This window comes from Xanthomonas sp. DAR 80977, assembly GCF_041240605.1.
GTDB classification, from domain to species: Bacteria; Pseudomonadota; Gammaproteobacteria; order Xanthomonadales; family Xanthomonadaceae; genus Xanthomonas_A; species Xanthomonas_A bundabergensis.
Genome location: NZ_CP162487.1, coordinates 272,683 through 289,224, shown reverse-complemented (window position 1 = coordinate 289,224; position 16,542 = coordinate 272,683). Strand labels below are relative to the sequence as shown.

Genomic DNA, 16,542 nt, shown 5'->3' with positions numbered 1-16,542 from the left:
ACTGCTCGACCAAATAATGAACAAAAGCTTAATCAAAAGAAAAAACAGAAGAAAGTTCTTGCATGCCCTGATTAGGTGTACTACATTACTACCACACCACTGCTCAACAACACCAACGAGGCCCGCCATGAAAACCGCTTCCTTCGCCCTGACCTTCGCCATCGCCGCCCTGCTCGCCGCGCCGGCAATCGCCGCGCCGACCATCACCACCCTGGATACCGTGCAGGTCCGCCCGTCGGCCGAGCAGATCGCCCAGCGCACGTTCGAGCGCAACAGCGGCATCGCCACCCTGGCCACGGTGCAGGTGCGCCCCTCCGCCGAGCAGCTGGCGCAGCGCGATGCCGAACTGTCCAGCCGCATCGCCACGCTGGCCTCGGTGCAGGTGCGTCCGTCCGCCGACCAGCTCGCCCAGCGCGATGCCGAACAGGCGAGCAGCCAGCGCGTGGTCACCCTGGCAGCGGTGCAGGTGCGCCCGAGCGCCGACACCCAGAGCGTGTTCGCGATCGGCAACGTGGTCAGCGGCGCCCTGGACAACGCGATGCTGCAACTGCAGCCGAGCCTGCAGAACCTGAGCCAGGACCTGACCACCAGCCTGGCGCGCTGAGCCGGCGCACGCTTCGCCGGCGCAGGCCGGAGCCGGCGCGTAAACTGCGCCGATGACCGCCACGCCCACGCTGCATGTCCTGCTGTTCCAACCCGAAATACCGCCCAACACGGGCAATGCCATCCGCCTTTGCGCGAACACCGGCGCGCAGTTGCACCTGATCGAGCCGCTCGGCTTCGACCTCGGCGACAAGCAGCTCAAACGCGCCGGCCTGGATTACCACGAGTACGCACGCCTGCAGGTCCACGCTTCGCTGGACGCCGCGTTGCAGCGCATCGCCCCGCGCCGCCTGTTCGCGCTGAGCACCCGCAGCACGACCCGCTACGATGCGCCCGCCTTCGCCGACGGCGATGCGTTCCTGTTCGGCCCCGAGACCCGCGGCCTGCCCGCCGAGGTGCTGGAGCAGGTTCCGCCCGCGCAGCGCCTGCGCCTGCCGATGCGCCCGCACAACCGCAGCCTCAACCTGTCCAACGCGGTGGCGGTGGTGGTGTTCGAGGCCTGGCGGCAGTTGGGTTTCCCCGGCGCGGACTGAAGCGCGCGGCGGGCGCCGGACGGCCTCGCCGGCATCCGGCGCGCGAATGCATGTCCGCCGCGACGACGGACCTGACGCGCGACCGCGCCATTGGCGCGCGCATGGCGTCTCCATCCATGTATCGACAGATCGAACCAGCGGGGCCGCTCTTCGGCTGCACACCGGAACCGATTTCAGTCGCCCGGGGGCCGTCAAGCAACTGCACCCCAAAAGTTCCTGAACACGGCGTCTAATTTATGTACTGGTCAGTTTGAAATTCAGGGCAAGTTCGGGTCGCTAACGGATAATTTACATATCGGCAGCGAACGGCCCACGCCTCAGCGCCGACCAAACCAATAACAAGGGTATCCCGATCATGAAGACTTCTCTGCTCGCTCTCGGCCTCCTGGTCGCTCTGCCGTTCGCTGCCTCCGCGGCCGAAGGCCTTTCCTACAATTACGTCGAAGGCGGCTACATCAAGACCGACGCCGACGGCGGCGACGCGGACGGCTGGGCCGTCAAGGGCTCCTACGCGATCAACCCGAACTTCAGCGTGTTCGGCGACTTCAACCGCCAGAAGACCGACTTCGGCGACGTCGACGTCGACCAGTGGCGCATCGGCGCCGGCTACAACCACGAGATCTCGACCAGCACCGACCTGGTGACCCGCGTGGCCTACAACCGCTTCGATCCGGAATACGGCACCAAGTTCAACGGCTACAGCGCCGAAGTGGGCATCCGTACCGCGTTCAACCCGTACCTCGAGGTGTATGCGCTGGGCGGCTACGAGGACTACACCAAGAAGGACGGCATCAACCCGGACGGCGAGTTCTACGGCCGCCTCGGCGCCCAGGCCAAGCTCAACCAGAACTGGGGCCTGAGCGCGGACCTGAAGATGAACCGCGACGGCGACAAGGAATGGTTCGTCGGCCCGCGCTTCAGCTGGTAAGCGGCACCGCGTAGCACTGCGCGCAGCGTCTCTCTCTCCCGCTGCGTGCGGTTCGAAGCCCGGTCCAAGGACCGGGCTTCTTTTTTTGCGCGACCGGCAGCGCGAACGACTGCGGACATAAAAAAAGCCCGGCCGGAGCCGGGCTTTTTCGTGTCCGCGCAACCGCAAGCGGTCAACTGAACAGCGTGGTCGGGTACTCGGGCTTGCGCTCGCGCGCCAGCAACTGCTGCAGGCCCGCCGCCGGGGTCAGCTCGCCGTGCAGTACCGCGCGCACCGCGTTGGAGATCGGCAGGTCGATGCCATGGCGTTCGGCCTGGCGCATCACCTCGTCGGCGGTCTGCACCGACTCGACCACCTGGCCGATCGCGCGGACCGCGTCGGGCAGGGTCTGCCCGCGGCCCAGGGCCAGGCCCAGGCGCCGGTTGCGCGACAGGTCGCCGGTGCAGGTCAGCACCAGGTCGCCGAGGCCGGCCAGGCCCATCAGCGTTTCCGGCTTGGCGCCGATCGCCGCGGCCAGCCGCAGCATCTCGTTGAGGCCGCGGGTGATCAGGCCGGCGCGGGCGTTCAAGCCCAGCTCCATGCCATCGGCCACGCCGGTGGCCACCGCGAGCACGTTCTTCATCGCCCCGCCCAGCTCGGCGCCGACCATGTCGTCGCCGGTGTAGGCGCGGAAGGTGGGGCCGTGCATCGCGTCGGCGACCTGCTGCGCGAACGCGGCATCGCCGTGCACGGTCACCGCGGTCGGCAGGTCCAGCGCCACTTCCTTGGCGAACGACGGCCCGGTCACCACCGCCAGCGGCACGTCCTCGCCCAGGATTTCCTGTGCGACTTCGTGCAGGAAGCGCCCGGAGCCCGGTTCGAAGCCCTTGGTCGCCCAGGCCACGCCGGCCTGCGGCGGGCGCAGCGGCGCCAGCTGGCGCAAGGTCTCGGTGAAGGCGTGCGACGGCACCACCACCAGGATCCAGTCGGCGCCGCGCACGGCCTCGGCCAGGTCGGTGGTGGCCTGCAGCGCCGCCGGCAGCGGGATCTGCGGCAGGTAGCGCGGGTTCTCGTGGCGCTGCCCGATCGCCTCGGCGACGGCGGCGTCGCGCCCCCACAGCACGGTCGGGAAACCGTGCCGGGCGACGAGCGCGGCCAGGGCGGTGCCCCAGGAGCCGGCGCCGAGCACGGCGATCTTCTTGGCGGCGTTATCGCCCATGCGCAACGGCGAACGCGCTCAGGCGTTGCCGGCCGGCTCCGAGTCGGCCAGCGACTGGGTCTCGCCCTGCTGCGCGCGCTGGCGCAGGGTCTCGGCATACAGCGCTTCGAAGTTGATCGGCTGCAGGAAGAACGGCGGGAAGCCGCCGGCCTGGATCAGGTCGCTGACCAGCGCGCGCACGTACGGGAACAGGATGTTCGGGCACTGCGTGCCGAGCAGCACGTCCACCGCCTGCGGGTCCAGGCCGACCAGGCCGAACACGCCGGCCTGCTGCACTTCGGCCACGTACGCGGTCTTGCCGGCGGCGGTGCAGGTCAGGGTCACCGCGAGCACCACTTCGAAGGCCTGCTCGTTCAGGCGCTGCACGCGCTGGTTGAGGTTGAGCTGCAGCTCCGGCTGCACGTTGTCGTTGAACACCGCCGGCGCGTTCGGCGACTCGAAGGACACGTCCTTGACGTAGATCTTCTCGATGGTGAAAGCGGGGCCAGCCGCGGCTTCGGCCGGCGCCGTGGCGCCGTTGTTGGTGACGTCGGACATTTCTTGACTCCGGTGGATTCAGGTAACAGAAAGAATCGGGATTATCACATGCCGGCCGCGGCGCTCGGCGCCCGGCCGGGCCGCGCGATCAGCGGCCCTTGACCAGCGGCAGGTCGGCCTGCTGCCAGGCGGCGATGCCGCCGTCGAGCACGTACACCTGCTCGAAGCCGGCCTTCTTCAGCTGCTTGGCGGCGGCATCGGCGGTGTTGCCGGTGCGGCACACCAACACCACAGGCGAGGCCTTGGCGTTGGCCACCAGCTTGTGCTCCGGGCCGAACTGGCTCGGCGTGGCGTTGCGGCTGCCGGCGATGTGGCCCTTCTCGAAATCGGCCGCGGCCGACAGGTCGACCAGCACCGCGTTGCCGGCATTGATCAGCAGGGTCAGTTCGGCCGGGCGCAGGGTCTTGAAGCCGCGGAACAGGCGCGCGATTTCGGTGACGATCAGGGCGATGGTCAGGCCGACCAGGGCCAGGGCCAGCATCGGGTTGCGGCCGGCGAAGGCCAGCAGTTCTTCGAAGTTCACGGGAATAGGGGGCTGGAAGCGGGCGCCGATTGTCGCACAGCTGGCCGGCGGCGCTACTGGCCGTTCCACAAGTCCGGCAGGCCGTCCAGCAGCCACCAGGTCTTGGCCTGCGCATCCCAGCGCCAGCGCTCGCGGTAGCGCACGATGCGCTCGGCCTGGGTGTTGCGGTTGATCACGCCCAGCTCGATGTCGCGCACCACGTCGCCATCCAGCGCGCCGACCCGCCCGACCTTGTAGGAGGACACCTGCACCTGGCGGTAGCGTTCCAGCTCCAGGTCGGTCAGCGGATGCGCCTGCCGGTAGGCCGGGTCCACCGCCTCCCAGGCCGACTCGAACTCGCTCCAGCGGATCGCCGCGCCGTACGCGGTCTGCAGGTCGTCGAGCTTGCTCTGCTGGCTGCGGCTGCCGGCCAGCGCGGTGCCGGCGACACCGAGCACCAGCAGCAGCGCCAGGGCGCGGAACATCGAGTGCATGGCGGATCCCCGGGTAGGCGCGAGCGGTGCGCGCATCCTACCCTTTCGCGATGGCGACGAAGCGCCCGCTCAGCGTCGCCGCCGCGGCGCCGGCGGCCGGCCCGACCTGCGCGCGGATGCCGATCCGGGCACGGCCGCGCTGGCGGAAGGTCTGCACGAACGTGTCCCAGTCGGCCTCCGCATCGGCGCTGGCCTGCGCGTGCAGGTCGGCGTACAGCGGCGCCAGGTAGCGCACCTGGGTATCGGCGACGTAGACGTCGGCCTGCAAGCCGGCGCGGTGCAGTTCGCAATTGACCAGCGCCCAGCCGGCCAGGGTCATCACCGAGCCGAGGCTGCCGCCGAAGGCATTGCCCTTGTCGTTGAGGTTGGCCGCCAGCGGCGCGGCCAGGTGCAGGCGCTGCTCGGCGTAGCCGTGCAGCGCGACCTGCAGCGCCGCCACCGGCGGCATCGCCTCGAACTGCCGCTGCAACTGCTGCAGGAACGCATCGAAAGGAAGATCCGCTGCCATGGTGCGATTGTGCTGCCGGGAGGGGCTCGCATAATGCCTGGCATGAGCGCACATGCAACCGCGGCCGCCGCGGCCTGGACCCTGATCTCGCTGCGCCCGCAAGGCGAGCACGCGCCGCTGCGGCGCGCGGCGGCGCGGGTCGGCGCGCGGCTGCTGGCGGTGTCGCCCTGGCGCCTGCAGGCCTGCGCCGACGACGCCACGCGCGCCGCGCTGGCGCTGGCGCTGGCCGCGCCGCGGGTGGTCTTCAGCAGCCCGGCGGCGGTGCGCGCGGCCGCGGCGCTGCAGCCGCTGGCGGCCGCGCCCGGGCAATGCTGGCTGGCGGTGGGCGCCGGCACCGCGCGCGCGCTGCGCCGCCATGGCATCGCGCAGGTCGCGGTGCCGGCCCGGATGGACAGCGACGGCCTGCTCGCGCTGCCGCAGCTGGCCGCCATCGACGGCGCCGTCGGCCTGGTCACCGCGCCGGGCGGGCGCGGCCTGATCGCCGCGCAGCTGCAGGCGCGCGGCACGCCGCTGCAGCGCGCCGACGTCTACTGCCGGGTGCCGTTGCGCTTGACCGCGGCGCGCATCGCGCAGCTGCGCGGCGCCGCCCCGGGCGTGCTGGCGCTGAGCAGCGGCGAAGCGCTGCGGCTGGTGCTGGCGCAGCTGCCCGACGATCTGGCCGCGGCATGGCGGGCGCGGCCGCTGGTCGCGGCCAGCGCGCGGCTGGCCGCGCAGGCGGCCGAACTCGGCTTCGCCGACATCGCCCGCGCCGCCGGGCCATTGCCGCGGCAACTGGCCACGGCCGCCGCCGCGATCGTGACGCGCTCGCCACCTCGCTGAACGCGGGCCGGCAAGCGGCTTGCGGCCGCGGTGCCGCTCACGCCATGCTCCCGCGTGCCGTGCGTCCGGCCGTCGCCATCGGCGCGACGGGACGCAGCGCCACAAGGATGCCGCCGATGACCGAAATCTCGCCCACGCCCCGCCGCTCCACGCGCTGGATCTGGCTGCTGCTGGTGCTGGCCATGCTGGCGGCGCTCGCGCTGGCCGGCTGGCGCGGCTGGGACTGGTGGCAGGCGCGCAATGCGCGCGCGCTGGCCGAGCAGTCCGAGACGCAACTGCAGTTGCAGGCGCTGCAACAGAATCTGGACACGCTGCGCCGCGACCAGCGCGCCACCGTGCAGCGGGTGCAGGACGCGGCCAGCACCAACCGCGTGCTGCGCGACGAGATGCTCGGCCTGAGCCAGCGCAGCGCGCTGCTCGAGGACAACGTGGCCAAGCTCGCCGACTCCAATCGCCACGGCGCGCAGGCGCTGCGCCTGGACGAGGTGGAACTGCTGCTGAGCCAGGGCCAGCAGCGCCTGGACGTGGCCGGCGATACCCAGGGCGCACGCCGCGCCTATGCGCTGGCCGGCGGCGTGCTGGAAGGCGTGGACGATCCGCGCTACCTCAATCTGCGCCAGGTGCTGCTGCAGGAGCGCACCGCGCTGGACGCGCTCGGCGACGGGCCGCAGGCGCGCCTGTCGGCGCAGCTGGACGCCTTCGCCGCCAGCCTGGACGCATTGCCCACGCAACTGCCCGAACAGGCGCAGGCGCCGCTGTGGCAGCGGCTGCTGTCGCCGCTGGTCAAGATCCGCCCGGCGCAGGGCGGCGTGCTGGCCGCGCGCTCGGAGCGGATCGCCGCGCGCGACGCGCTGCAGCTGGACCTGAGCCTGGCGCGCGCCGCGCTGGAACGCGGCGATGCGCGCGGCTACCGCAGCGCGCTGGCCCGCGCCGGCACCTGGCTGCAGCGCCTGTGGCCGGATTCGGCGCCGCTGCGCGAACGCCGCGCCACGCTGCAGACCCTGCGCAACGCCGCCCTGCGCCCCGCCATTCCCGAGCTGGGCACCACCCTGCAGCAGTTGCGCAGCATGCGCGACGTAAGGAGCCAACCATGAAATCGCTACGTTCCGTGATCGTGTTGCTGGTGGTGATCGCGCTGGGCGTGATCGGCGCGCAATGGCTGGCGCAGGACAGGCTGGGCGACCTGGGCGAGGTGATCGTGCGCGCCGGCGGCAACGACTACATCTCGCCGCTGCCGCAGGCGGCGCTGCTGTTGGTGATCGCCTTCCTGGCGCTGTGGCTGCTGTGGAACCTGCTCAGCTTCCCGTTCCGCGCCTGGGGCCGGCATCGCCGCAAGCAGTCGCGCGCGCGCCTGATCGACGGCCTGACCGCGCTGCACAACGGCCAGTGGACGCGCGCCGACAAGCAATTGAACGCCGCCGCGGAGGATCCCGAGGTCAGCGCCATCGCCCTGGTCGCGGCGGTGCGCGCGGCCGACGCGCGCGCCGACGCGGAGGCCGCCAGCGGCTACCTGCAACGCCTCGCCGAGCGCGACGCGGGCGTGCACGCGCTGCTGCAGGGCGAACGCCACCTGGCCCAGCAGCGTCCGGTCGATGCGATCAATGCGCTGGACGTGGCAACGGCGCAGCCGTTGCCGCCACGCGGGCTGCTGTTGCGCACCGAGGCGCTGGCCAGCATCGGCCGCGCCGGCGAAGCCTACGGACAGCTCGGCGCGATCCGCCAGCAGCAGGCGCTGCCGCTGGACGCGATCGGCCCGCTGGAAGCGCGCCTGGCCGCGGCCTCGCTGCAACAGGCGACCGATGCCAACGCGCTGGCCGAGCGCTGGGAAAGCCTGCCCAAGTCGCTGCGCAGCGAACCGGCGGTGGTCGAGGCCTACGCGGTCCGCGCCGCCGCGCTGCACTGGGACGACGCGGCGCTGCGCAGCGTGGAGCAGGCGCTGGAGACGCGCTGGGACGAAGGCCTGGCGGCGCTGTATGGGCGCCTGCCGGTGGAGAAATACGATTCGCGCCGCGCCAGCGCGCAGCGCTGGCTGCAGAGCCATCCGGACAGCCCGGGCCTGCTGCTGACCCTGGCGCGGCTGGCGCGTCAGCAGCAACAGTGGCCGCAGTCGGAGGAGTTCCTGCACCGCGCGCTGGCGCTGGGCGCCGGCGCCGAGGCCTGGGAGGCGTTCGGCGATGGCTACGCCGACGCCGGCGACATGCTGATGGCGCAGCGCTGCTACGCCAACGCATTGCGCGTGCAGCGCGGCGAACCCGCGCAGCCGCTGCCCGAGGCCATCACCGCGCCGGTGGTCCCGCTCGATCCGGAGCCGGGCCTCGCCGAGCGCCGCGACGAACATGGATTCCCGCGCCTGCAGGAATGAGGCCGGCGGCGCCCGGGACGACGCGCCGTCGAGGGAGACAGGCGTCGGCTGCGGCCGGCGCCGGCTTCCCGGTTCGATGATCGCAAGGCCGGCGCCTGGCCGGCCGCACCGACCTCAGCGCCGCAACGCGGGCGGCAGCGTCGGCAGGCGCGCCAGGAACGCAGGCGCCACGCCCCTGTAGCGCGCATAGCGCTCGTCCATGCGCCGCGGCACCAGGATGCGCGCGCCGATCATGCCGGCGATCAGCATGCCCAGGAACACGATCACTCCCAGCCACAGCCCAAGGTCGCCGCCGACGCCGAATCCCAGCAGCGGACCGGCGAGGAATGCGCCGGCGGTGAGCAGCACGAAACGGTTGCGCCGGTGCCGGTGCTCCGCGCACATCCCGAGCACGTGGCTGCTGCGCTTGCGCGCGATCAACGCCGCAATCGCGTAGATCACGATGCTGACCAGGATCAGCACGTACCATCCCGGCGCATGCCAGTAGAACGTGCGCTTCTTCAGTTCGTCGTTGCGCAGCGCCACGCCGCACTTCACGCAATGCGCCGGGAACGGCGTATCGCGCAGGCACAGCAGATCCTTGCCGTCGCGCCACAGCGCCTCGCCGGGCAGCGGCGGCGGCAGCGTCGCGGGCTGGATGACGGCGTCGGGCGCCTGGTACGGATTGAAACTGTCCTGCTGGCTCATGGCATGCGCCCCCTGCGCACCGCGTGCCGCCTGCGTGGCGCAGGCGAATCGGCGCGCATGGTAACGCGGCGGATGCGCGGCGATAAGCGCCGATGGCGAGGACGGCGAATCGGATCGCGCCGCGGCGCGCCGGCACGGCCGGGCGCGCGGGAGACGCGCGCCCGTATCCCGGGTCTGCGTTCAGCGCTCGACGATCGCCACCACGCCCATGCCGCCGGCGGTGCAGATCGAGATCAGCGCGCGGCCGCCGCCGCGTTCCACCAGCTGCTTGGCCACGGTGGCGACGATGCGCGCGCCGGTCGCCGCGAACGGGTGGCCGGTGGCCAGCGAGGACCCCAGCGGGTTGATCTTGGCCGGATCGATCTGCCCCAGCGGCGCGTCCAGGCCCAGCCGGGTGCGGCAGTAGTCCTCGCTCTCCCAGGCGCGCAGCGTGCACAGCACCTGCGCGGCGAAGGCTTCGTGGATCTCGTAGATGTCGAAGTCCTGCAGGCGCAGGCCGTGGCGCTTGAGCATGTCCGGCACGGCGATGGTCGGCGCCATCAGCAGGCCTTCGCCGTGCACGAAGTCCACCGCCGCGACCTGCGCATCGCGCAGGTAGGCCAGCGGCACGTGGCCGTGCGCCTGCGCCCATTCCTCAGAGGCCAGCAGCACCGCCGCGGCGCCGTCGGTCAGCGGGGTGGAATTGGCCGCGGTCAGGGTGCCGCGGCCGCTGATCTTGTCGAACGCCGGCTTCAGCGTGGCGAGCTTCTCCAGCGAGGTGTCGGCGCGCAGGATGTTGTCGCGCTCCACGCCGCGGAACGGCGCGATCAGGTCGGCGAAGAAGCCGCGTTCGTAGGCGGCGGCCAGTTTGTGGTGCGAGGACACCGCCCAGGCGTCCTGCGAGTCGCGCGAGATGTTCCACTGCTTGGCCATGTCCTCGCAGTGGTCGCCCATGCTCTTGCCGGTGCGCGGCTCGGCCACGCCCGGGAACTCCGGCTTGAGTTCGGCGAACTTGAAGCTGCGGGTCAGCGCGCGGATCTTGTCGCCGGTGCTCTTGGCGCGGTTGGCGGCCAGCAGCCGCGCGCGCAGCTTCTTGCCGTACACGATCGGCACCTCGGAGGTGGTGTCCGAGCCGCCGCCGATGCCCGACTCGATCTGCCCCAGCGCGATCTTGTTGGCCACGGTAATGACGCTGTCCAGGCTGGTGCCGCAGGCGCGCTGCAGGGTGATGCCCGGGGTCAGCGGCGACAGCCCCGACGACAGCGCCGCCTCGCGGCCCAGGTTCCAGTCGCTGGAGTGCTTGATCACCGCCCCCATCGCCACCTCGCCCAGCTGCTGGCCGTGCAGGCCGTAGCGCTCGACCAGCGCGCCCAGCGTGCGCACCGACATGCCGAGGTTCCCGACATCCGCATACGCCGTGTTCTGGCGGCAAAACGGAATACGGACGCCGCCGAGAATGGCGACGGGACGGGCTACTGGCATGGGGTTACCTCGCGCGAGGGGGTCGGGGACATGGCCTGCACGTTAGCGCAGGCATAATGAAGCGAGTGTAGCTTTGCGCCCGCGACGGGCCAACCGCCAAGCCATGAGCCAAGCCATTGCCAGCATGAATGCCCACGGCGTGATCGCCCTGGAACTGTCCGCCGGGCTCGCCCCGGCCCACGCGGCGCTGCCGCATGCCCTGGCCGGGGAACTGGCCGAGAAGGTCGGCCGCGACCTGGCGCAACTGGTGCCGGCGGTGCGCGAGCTGGAGCTGAGCCTGGCCGGGGCGCATTTCGACCCGGCCGAGGTGCTGCGCCCCGGCTGGCCGATGCACCGGCGCCTGGACGAGCTGCGCGCGCGCGCGCCCGGCCGCGACGCCGGCCCGCGCCTGCTGGCGTTCGGCGCCGATGCCGATGGCGCCGTGCCGCTGCCGTTCCAGGCCGATGCCGCGCTGCTCGGCGGCGCGCTGCGGGTGGTGCCGTTCCTGCTCAGCGGGCCGGCCGACACGCTGCAGCCGGTCGCCGAGGCGCTGGAAGAGGTGCTGCTGGCGCAGGGCATGGCGCAGCCGGACACCGCGCTGCTGGCGCAGCAGGCGTTCGGCGCGCAGATCGAACACGCGCGCTACCTGACCGCGAACGACCTGGCCGCGATGATGTCGATGCAGTACGACAACCAGGGCCTGGCGCCGCTGTGGCCGCTGATCGAGACCGCGCTGCTGGCGCCGGAGCAGGAAGAGTGGCTGGCCAGCCCGCCCGAGCCGCTGCTGCGCTACCGCGGCGGCGAGGTGCGCATGGCCCTGTTCGACCCGGCCAGCTGGTGCGCGCACTACGCCCACGACCGGCAGGATTGCGAGCGCCTGCAGCGGGTCTACGAACAATACCTGGCGCGGCAGCGGCAACTGGCCGCGGTGCTGGAAGCGCACGGCATGCCGGTGCTGTACGTGCATTGCGAGGCCGGGCAGGACGCGAGGCAGGCGTTGCTGGCGGCGTGAATCGCGTTTGATCGCAGGGCGGCACGGGTGACTGAGGCGCGCAAGCGAACTTGCGGCGCTCTAGCCGCGTGGTCCTGCGATTAGCGCGTCGGCGCCGATGCTGTCCAACGCCACCGTCTATCGCGTCGTGCGTCGCGACCGAAGTCGCTCCCACAGGCGTTGCGGCTCGGCGCTGAGCGTTCTGTAGATGGGGTTTCGACCCGACCTGTGCCGAAGCAGGCAGCCTCCCCTGCAGATGCCGCCTCGAACCATCGACACAGATGGGCACCGAAGCCGGCCGACTTCCCGGCTTCGCTCGTCGCGACTGAAGTCGCTTCCACACGGGAGTTCGTCGCGCTGGCTGGGTGCACTGTGGGAGGGACTTCAGTCCCGACTGCTGCCGAAGCCGGCCAACGTCCCGACTCCGCTCGTCGCGGCTGAAGCCGCTCCTACACAAGCGGACGCATTTCCTTCTGGCGCCCTGCACAGGGGCCGTAGAAGCGGTTTCAATCCCGACCGGCGGCTCCGAAGCCGGCGGATTTGCCGACGTCAGACCCCGTCGCCGCCGATGGCCCGAAGCCACCGGCGTCGCGCTTGCACAGGCGTGCGACGACCTGCCGCTTACTGCGCGGAAGGGGCCGCCGCGCTCGCGTTGCCCTTGATCACGCCGCAGGCCAGGCGGCCGCCGGCGTTGCCGGTGGGCTGGGTCTTGTAGTCGTCCGGGTCGGCATGGACGATCACCGCGTGGTTGAGGATGTCGAAGCCGTCGCCCTTGCCGATGTTGACGTTGTTGGACACCGCCGCGTCGATCGTGGCCTTGCCCTCGGTGTCGGCCTTCAGGTTCGGCATGTCGCCGCCGTGGTGCGGATCGGCGCTGACCTGGCCGTGCTCGGACTTGGCCGGGTTGAAATGGCCGCCGGCGCTGCTGCCGTCCGGCGCGCTGCAGTCGCCGAATTCGTGGATATGGAAGCCGTGCTCGCTGTTGGGCTTGAGCCCGGTGATGGTGCCGGTGACGTGCACGACGCCATCGACCGTATTGAACTTGACCTCGCCGGCGACCTGGTTGCCCTGGGTCGGGCTCAGCGCGGCGTTGGCGGCGGCCTGGGTGTCCGCGGCGGCGGCAGGTGCCGGCTCGGCCGCCGGTGCCGGGGTGGCGGCCGGCGTCGTTGCCGCGGCGGGCGCATCGGCAGCCGGCGCTTCTTCGCGCTTGCAGGCGCCGAGCGCTAGGGTGGTGGCCAGGAACAGGACGGTGGGAAGCGTACGCATGGTGGTTCTCCTTGAAGGGGCCGCGGAATGCGGACGTTCGCCGCGGGGCAGGCCCCGGGGCGGATGAAGGGGTCAGCGCAGCACGCGGATCACGCCGCAGGCCACGCGCGCGCCGGCGTTGCCGGCCGGCTGGCTGCGGTAGTCGTCGGCGTCGGCATGCGCGACCAGCGCACGGCCGGCGATGTCGTTGGCCGCGCCGCCGCCGAGCACCACGCCGTGCAGCAGCACGTCGACCTGGGCGACGCCGTCGGCGTTGGCGCTGAGGTTGTCCATGTCGCCGGCATGGTGCGGGCCGCTGCCGGCGCGGCCGTGCGGCGCGCCGAGCGGGTTGAAGTGGCCGCCGGCGCTGCTGGCGTCGGCCGCGCTGCAATCGCCGCGCTCGTGCACGTGGAACGCGAAGCCGCGGTTCGGCTGCAGGCCGCCGAGGGTGCCGGTGATGCGCACGCCGCCGGGCGCCGTCACCAGGGACAGCTTGCCGCTGACCAGGCTGCCCGAGGCCGGGGCGAGCACCGCCTGCGCCTGCTGCGCGGTGCCGCTCACCGGCAACGGCGGCGCCTTTGGCGGCGGCGGCGGCGCGGCGGGCGGCGCACTGCTGCAGCCGGCCAGTATCAGCAACGCGCTTCCCACGATGGCATGCAACCCGTAACGCATCGGCATTGGCTCCTTGTGCAGCGAAAACTAGAGGGAGGGCCGTTCACAGCTCATGAAGGCGGCGCCGGCGCGCAAGTCTAACCGGCGCTGCGCGCCGGTTCGGGGTTCGGGGTTCGGGGTTCGGCAGAGCGTCGCAGCTGTTGGCTTACGGAGTCTGCGGAGCGATCAGAGCAAGCAAGCGTGCTTTCCGAGTCCCCGGTCCCGAGTCCCGAGTCCCGGCAACTCAGCGGCGGCGCCGTCCCGGACCCAGCTTGCGGGTGACCGTGTTGCGGCCCACGCCCAGGCGCGCGGCGGCTTCGGCGCGGCGGCCCTGGGTGAAGCGCAGCGCCACTTCCAGCAGCGCCTTGTCGAAGCGGTCGCGCGCTTCGGCGTGCAGGCCCTCGGCGCCGTCGGTCAGGCGCTGCTGCGCCCATGCCGACAGCTGCGCGTCCCATTCGCCGCCCTCGCCGCTGCGCTCGCGGCGGCTGCCGCGCAGCAGCGCGCCGTCCACGTCGTGCGCGTCGATGACCTCCGCCGGCGCCAGTGCGGCCAGCCGCCAGCACACGTTCTCCAGCTCGCGCACGTTGCCCGGCCAGGCGTAGCCGCGCAGCGCGTCCAGCGCCGCCGGCGACAGCCGCTTGGGCGGCGTGTCGAGCTTGCGCGCGGCCATCGCCAGGAAGTTCTCGGCCAGTTGCGGCACGTCGGCGCGGCGTTCGCGCAGCGGCGGCAGCTGCAGCCGCACCACGTCCAGCCGGTGCAGCAGGTCGGCGCGGAAGCGGCCCTGCTCGACCAGCGCTTCCAGGTCCTGGTGGGTGGCGGCGATCACCCGCACGTCGACCCGGATCAGTTCGCGGCCGCCGACGCGGAAGAATTCGTTCTCGGCCAGCACGCGCAGCAGCCGGGTCTGCAGCGGCAGCGGCATGTCGCCGATCTCGTCGAGGAACAGGGTGCCGCCGTCGGCCTGTTCGAAGCGGCCGATGTGGCGCCGCTGCGCGCCGGTGAAGGCGCCGGCCTCGTGGCCGAACAGTTCGCTTTCCAGCAGTTCGGCCGGGATCGCCGCGGTGTTGAGCGCGACGAACGGCTTGCGCGCGCGCGGCGACTCGGTGTGCAGCGCGTGCGCGACCAGTTCCTTGCCGGTGCCGGTCTCGCCGTTGATCAGCACCGACAGCGGCGCCTGCGCCAGGCGGCCGATGGCGCGGAACAGCGCGCGCATCGCCGGGGTGTCGCCGATCAGTTCGGCGCTGCCGTGGCTGGAGACCGGCAACGCGGCCTCGACGGCGGCGCCGGCCTCGGGCAGCGCGCGCGCGGCCAGCGCCACCGCGTCGTCCAGGTCGAACGGCTTGGACAGGAATTCGTGCGCGCCGCCGCGGAACGCGCCGGCGGTGCTAGCCACGTCGGTGTAGGCGGACATCACGATCACCGGCAGCTGCGGATGCGCGGCCTTGAGCTTGTCCAGCAGCACCAGTCCATCGTCGCCGGGCATGCGCACGTCGGTGAACAGCAGGTCCGGCAACGGCCGCTGCGCCAGCGCCTGCAGCGCCGCGGCGGCGCTGTCGAAGCCGTCCACGCTGTAGCCGGCGTCGCGCAAGGCGGTGGACAGCACGAAGCGGACCGAGCGGTCGTCGTCGACCACCCAGATGCGTTGCGATCCTTCCAGGGATTCGGTCATCGGAATGCTCCTATTCGGGGTCCGCTGCGGCCTGCGGCAGCAGCAGGGTGAAGACGGTATGCCCGGGGCGGGAGCGGAAGGTCAGCGAACCGGCGTGCTCGCGCGCCACCTGCTGCGCCAGCGCCAGGCCCAGGCCGCTGCCTTCGGCGCGGCCGCTGACCAGCGGCAGGAACAGGTGCTCGGCCAGCTCTTCCGGCACGCCGCGGCCGTCGTCGACGATCTCCAGGCGCACGCCGCGCGCATGCACGCGGTCGCGGATGCGCTGGGCGTGCTCGACGCGGGTGCGCAGGGTCACCTGCGCGGCGCCGGCCTGGATCGCGTTGCGGACCAGGTTCCACACCGCCTGGGTCAGGCGGTCGGCATCGCCGAGGAACTCGGGAATGCTCGGGTCGTAGTCGCGCTGCAGGCGCACCGACCAGCCGCCTTCGTTCTCGGCCAGGCGCAGCACCCGCTCCAGCACCGCGTGGATGTTGAGCATGGCGTGCGGCCGCGCCGGCGCCGGCGACAGCAACTGGTCGAGCAGGCTGTTGAGGCGTTCGATCTCCGCGCCGATCAGGTCGATCAGCTCGCGCTCGTCCTCGTCGCGGTGCTGCGCGCGCCGCGCCAGCAGCTGCGCGGCGCCCTTCAGCCCGGCCAGCGGGTTGCGCAGTTCGTGGGCCAGCCCCTTCAGCGCCGCGCCGAGCGCATTGGGCAGCGCCTGGGTCGGGTCCAGGGTGGGGAATTCGTCGACCGGATGCGCTTCGAGCAGCCAGCCGCCGGCGTCCAGCCGCGACAGCCAGCCCTCGGCGAAGCGCGGGGTCTCGCCGGGAATGGCCAGGGCCATGCGGTGCAGGCGCAGCACGTCGCGTTCGTCGTTGAGCAGGAACCGCGCCAGCGCGTCGCCCTGCACTTCCAGCGAGGCCAGCGGCTGGTCGAGCAGGCGCCGCACGCTGACCCCGAGCCAGCGCGCGAAGGCGGGATTGGCGCCGAGCAGGCGGCCATCGGCATCGGCCCAGACCACCGGGGTGCCGAGGGCGTCGAGCGGCGGCGGCGGCGAAGTCACGGGCATTGCACCAATGTAGTGCAAAGGCGGATGGAGAGCGCTGAACGCCCGGCAGCGCGGGACGCACGCCGGAACGTGCCGGCCACGCGGGCCGGCGCCGAGGCGCGGCCTGTCGCAGCCACCGCCGCCGTCGCGCACGAGGCGCCGCGGGCAACGGAGAAGAAAGGAATTGGGGGTCGGGCGAGGCTAGCGGCCACGCGGGAATACCTCGATCGCTGGGAAACTGCCGTCGTTCCGCCCCATGGAGCGCCGGCGATGGCCTCTGACCGCCAGGACCGGGCAGGCCGGTCGCAGGCGGGATTGCCGCAACGGCCCGCGACGCGCGGTCGCGGG

At 72.0% G+C, this 16,542-nt stretch carries 18 protein-coding genes; 7 read left to right on the top strand and 11 right to left on the bottom strand.

Annotated elements, in window-relative coordinates; genetic code table 11:
- Positions 1-127 precede the first annotated feature (127 nt).
- The 3 genes from AB3X10_RS01295 (at position 128) to AB3X10_RS01285 (ending at position 2,064) form a co-directional block, all read left to right on the top strand.
- Complete coding sequence (locus AB3X10_RS01295) at positions 128-604, top strand: hypothetical protein (protein ID WP_369978375.1); 477 nt, start codon at positions 128-130, stop codon at positions 602-604.
- Positions 605-656: 52 nt separating this feature from the next.
- Entirely contained in the window at positions 657-1,136 is a 480-nt protein-coding gene (locus AB3X10_RS01290; protein WP_369978374.1) for a tRNA (cytidine(34)-2'-O)-methyltransferase, read from the top strand.
- A 355-nt stretch (positions 1,137-1,491) separates the two neighbouring features.
- A complete protein-coding gene (locus tag AB3X10_RS01285; protein WP_369978372.1) occupies positions 1,492-2,064 on the top strand; it encodes an Ax21 family protein in 573 nt (190 codons plus the stop codon).
- 172 nt (positions 2,065-2,236) lie between these two features.
- Here AB3X10_RS01285 and AB3X10_RS01280 read toward each other — a convergent pair whose 3' ends face one another.
- The 5 genes from AB3X10_RS01280 to AB3X10_RS01260 form a co-directional block, all read right to left on the bottom strand.
- Positions 2,237-3,262 carry an NAD(P)H-dependent glycerol-3-phosphate dehydrogenase gene (locus AB3X10_RS01280; RefSeq protein ID WP_369978370.1) on the bottom strand — a complete coding sequence of 342 codons (1,026 nt, stop codon included), beginning with the start codon at positions 3,260-3,262 and terminating at the stop codon, positions 2,237-2,239.
- Positions 3,263-3,280: 18 nt separating this feature from the next.
- Complete coding sequence (gene secB, locus AB3X10_RS01275; RefSeq protein ID WP_369978368.1) at positions 3,281-3,799, bottom strand: protein-export chaperone SecB; 519 nt, start codon at positions 3,797-3,799, stop codon at positions 3,281-3,283.
- 88 nt (positions 3,800-3,887) lie between these two features.
- Positions 3,888-4,322 carry a rhodanese-like domain-containing protein gene (locus AB3X10_RS01270; RefSeq protein WP_145707171.1) on the bottom strand — a complete coding sequence of 145 codons (435 nt, stop codon included), beginning with the start codon at positions 4,320-4,322 and terminating at the stop codon, positions 3,888-3,890.
- A gap of 53 nt (positions 4,323-4,375) precedes the next feature.
- Positions 4,376-4,795 carry a hypothetical protein gene (locus AB3X10_RS01265; RefSeq protein ID WP_369978367.1) on the bottom strand — a complete coding sequence of 140 codons (420 nt, stop codon included), beginning with the start codon at positions 4,793-4,795 and terminating at the stop codon, positions 4,376-4,378.
- A 37-nt stretch (positions 4,796-4,832) separates the two neighbouring features.
- Positions 4,833-5,303 carry a YiiD C-terminal domain-containing protein gene (locus AB3X10_RS01260; protein WP_369978366.1) on the bottom strand — a complete coding sequence of 157 codons (471 nt, stop codon included), beginning with the start codon at positions 5,301-5,303 and terminating at the stop codon, positions 4,833-4,835.
- Positions 5,304-5,345: 42 nt separating this feature from the next.
- Between AB3X10_RS01260 and AB3X10_RS01255 the strand changes: the two genes are divergently transcribed.
- The 3 genes from AB3X10_RS01255 (at position 5,346) to AB3X10_RS01245 (ending at position 8,484) form a co-directional block, all read left to right on the top strand.
- Positions 5,346-6,122 carry a uroporphyrinogen-III synthase gene (locus AB3X10_RS01255; protein WP_369978364.1) on the top strand — a complete coding sequence of 259 codons (777 nt, stop codon included), beginning with the start codon at positions 5,346-5,348 and terminating at the stop codon, positions 6,120-6,122.
- Positions 6,123-6,238: 116 nt separating this feature from the next.
- Positions 6,239-7,216 carry a hypothetical protein gene (locus AB3X10_RS01250; protein ID WP_369978362.1) on the top strand — a complete coding sequence of 326 codons (978 nt, stop codon included), beginning with the start codon at positions 6,239-6,241 and terminating at the stop codon, positions 7,214-7,216.
- Complete coding sequence (locus AB3X10_RS01245) at positions 7,213-8,484, top strand: heme biosynthesis HemY N-terminal domain-containing protein (protein ID WP_369978360.1); 1,272 nt, start codon at positions 7,213-7,215, stop codon at positions 8,482-8,484. The genes AB3X10_RS01250 and AB3X10_RS01245 overlap by 4 nt, the downstream gene beginning before the upstream one ends.
- A 114-nt stretch (positions 8,485-8,598) precedes the next feature.
- Here the strand turns inward: AB3X10_RS01245 and AB3X10_RS01240 are convergent, their stop codons facing one another.
- Together AB3X10_RS01240 and AB3X10_RS01235 are read right to left on the bottom strand one after the other, a co-directional pair.
- The gene (locus AB3X10_RS01240; RefSeq protein WP_369978359.1) at positions 8,599-9,171 is read right to left on the bottom strand and encodes a hypothetical protein; all 573 of its coding nucleotides are present in this window, start codon (positions 9,169-9,171) and stop codon (positions 8,599-8,601) included.
- A gap of 180 nt (positions 9,172-9,351) precedes the next feature.
- Positions 9,352-10,632: an acetyl-CoA C-acetyltransferase gene (locus AB3X10_RS01235; RefSeq protein ID WP_369978357.1), complete on the bottom strand. Its 1,281-nt coding sequence runs from the start codon at positions 10,630-10,632 to the stop codon at positions 9,352-9,354.
- Positions 10,633-10,735: 103 nt separating this feature from the next.
- Between AB3X10_RS01235 and AB3X10_RS01230 the strand changes: the two genes are divergently transcribed.
- Positions 10,736-11,623 (top strand): hypothetical protein, encoded by an 888-nt coding sequence (locus AB3X10_RS01230; protein ID WP_369978356.1) that lies wholly within the window; start codon positions 10,736-10,738, stop codon positions 11,621-11,623.
- Positions 11,624-12,223: 600 nt separating this feature from the next.
- Here AB3X10_RS01230 and AB3X10_RS01225 read toward each other — a convergent pair.
- From AB3X10_RS01225 to AB3X10_RS01210, 4 genes are all read right to left on the bottom strand, one after another.
- Positions 12,224-12,868, bottom strand: coding sequence for a superoxide dismutase family protein (locus tag AB3X10_RS01225; protein ID WP_369978354.1), 645 nt, complete (start codon positions 12,866-12,868; stop codon positions 12,224-12,226).
- A gap of 72 nt (positions 12,869-12,940) precedes the next feature.
- The gene (locus AB3X10_RS01220; RefSeq protein ID WP_369978352.1) at positions 12,941-13,519 is read right to left on the bottom strand and encodes a superoxide dismutase family protein; all 579 of its coding nucleotides are present in this window, start codon (positions 13,517-13,519) and stop codon (positions 12,941-12,943) included.
- Between the two features lie 223 nt (positions 13,520-13,742).
- A complete protein-coding gene (gene ntrC, locus AB3X10_RS01215) occupies positions 13,743-15,167 on the bottom strand; it encodes a nitrogen regulation protein NR(I) (RefSeq protein WP_369978350.1) in 1,425 nt (474 codons plus the stop codon).
- A 10-nt stretch (positions 15,168-15,177) separates the two neighbouring features.
- Positions 15,178-16,215, bottom strand: a complete 1,038-nt coding sequence (locus AB3X10_RS01210) for a two-component system sensor histidine kinase NtrB (protein ID WP_369978348.1) — start codon at positions 16,213-16,215, stop codon at positions 15,178-15,180.
- Positions 16,216-16,542: the final 327 nt, after the last annotated feature.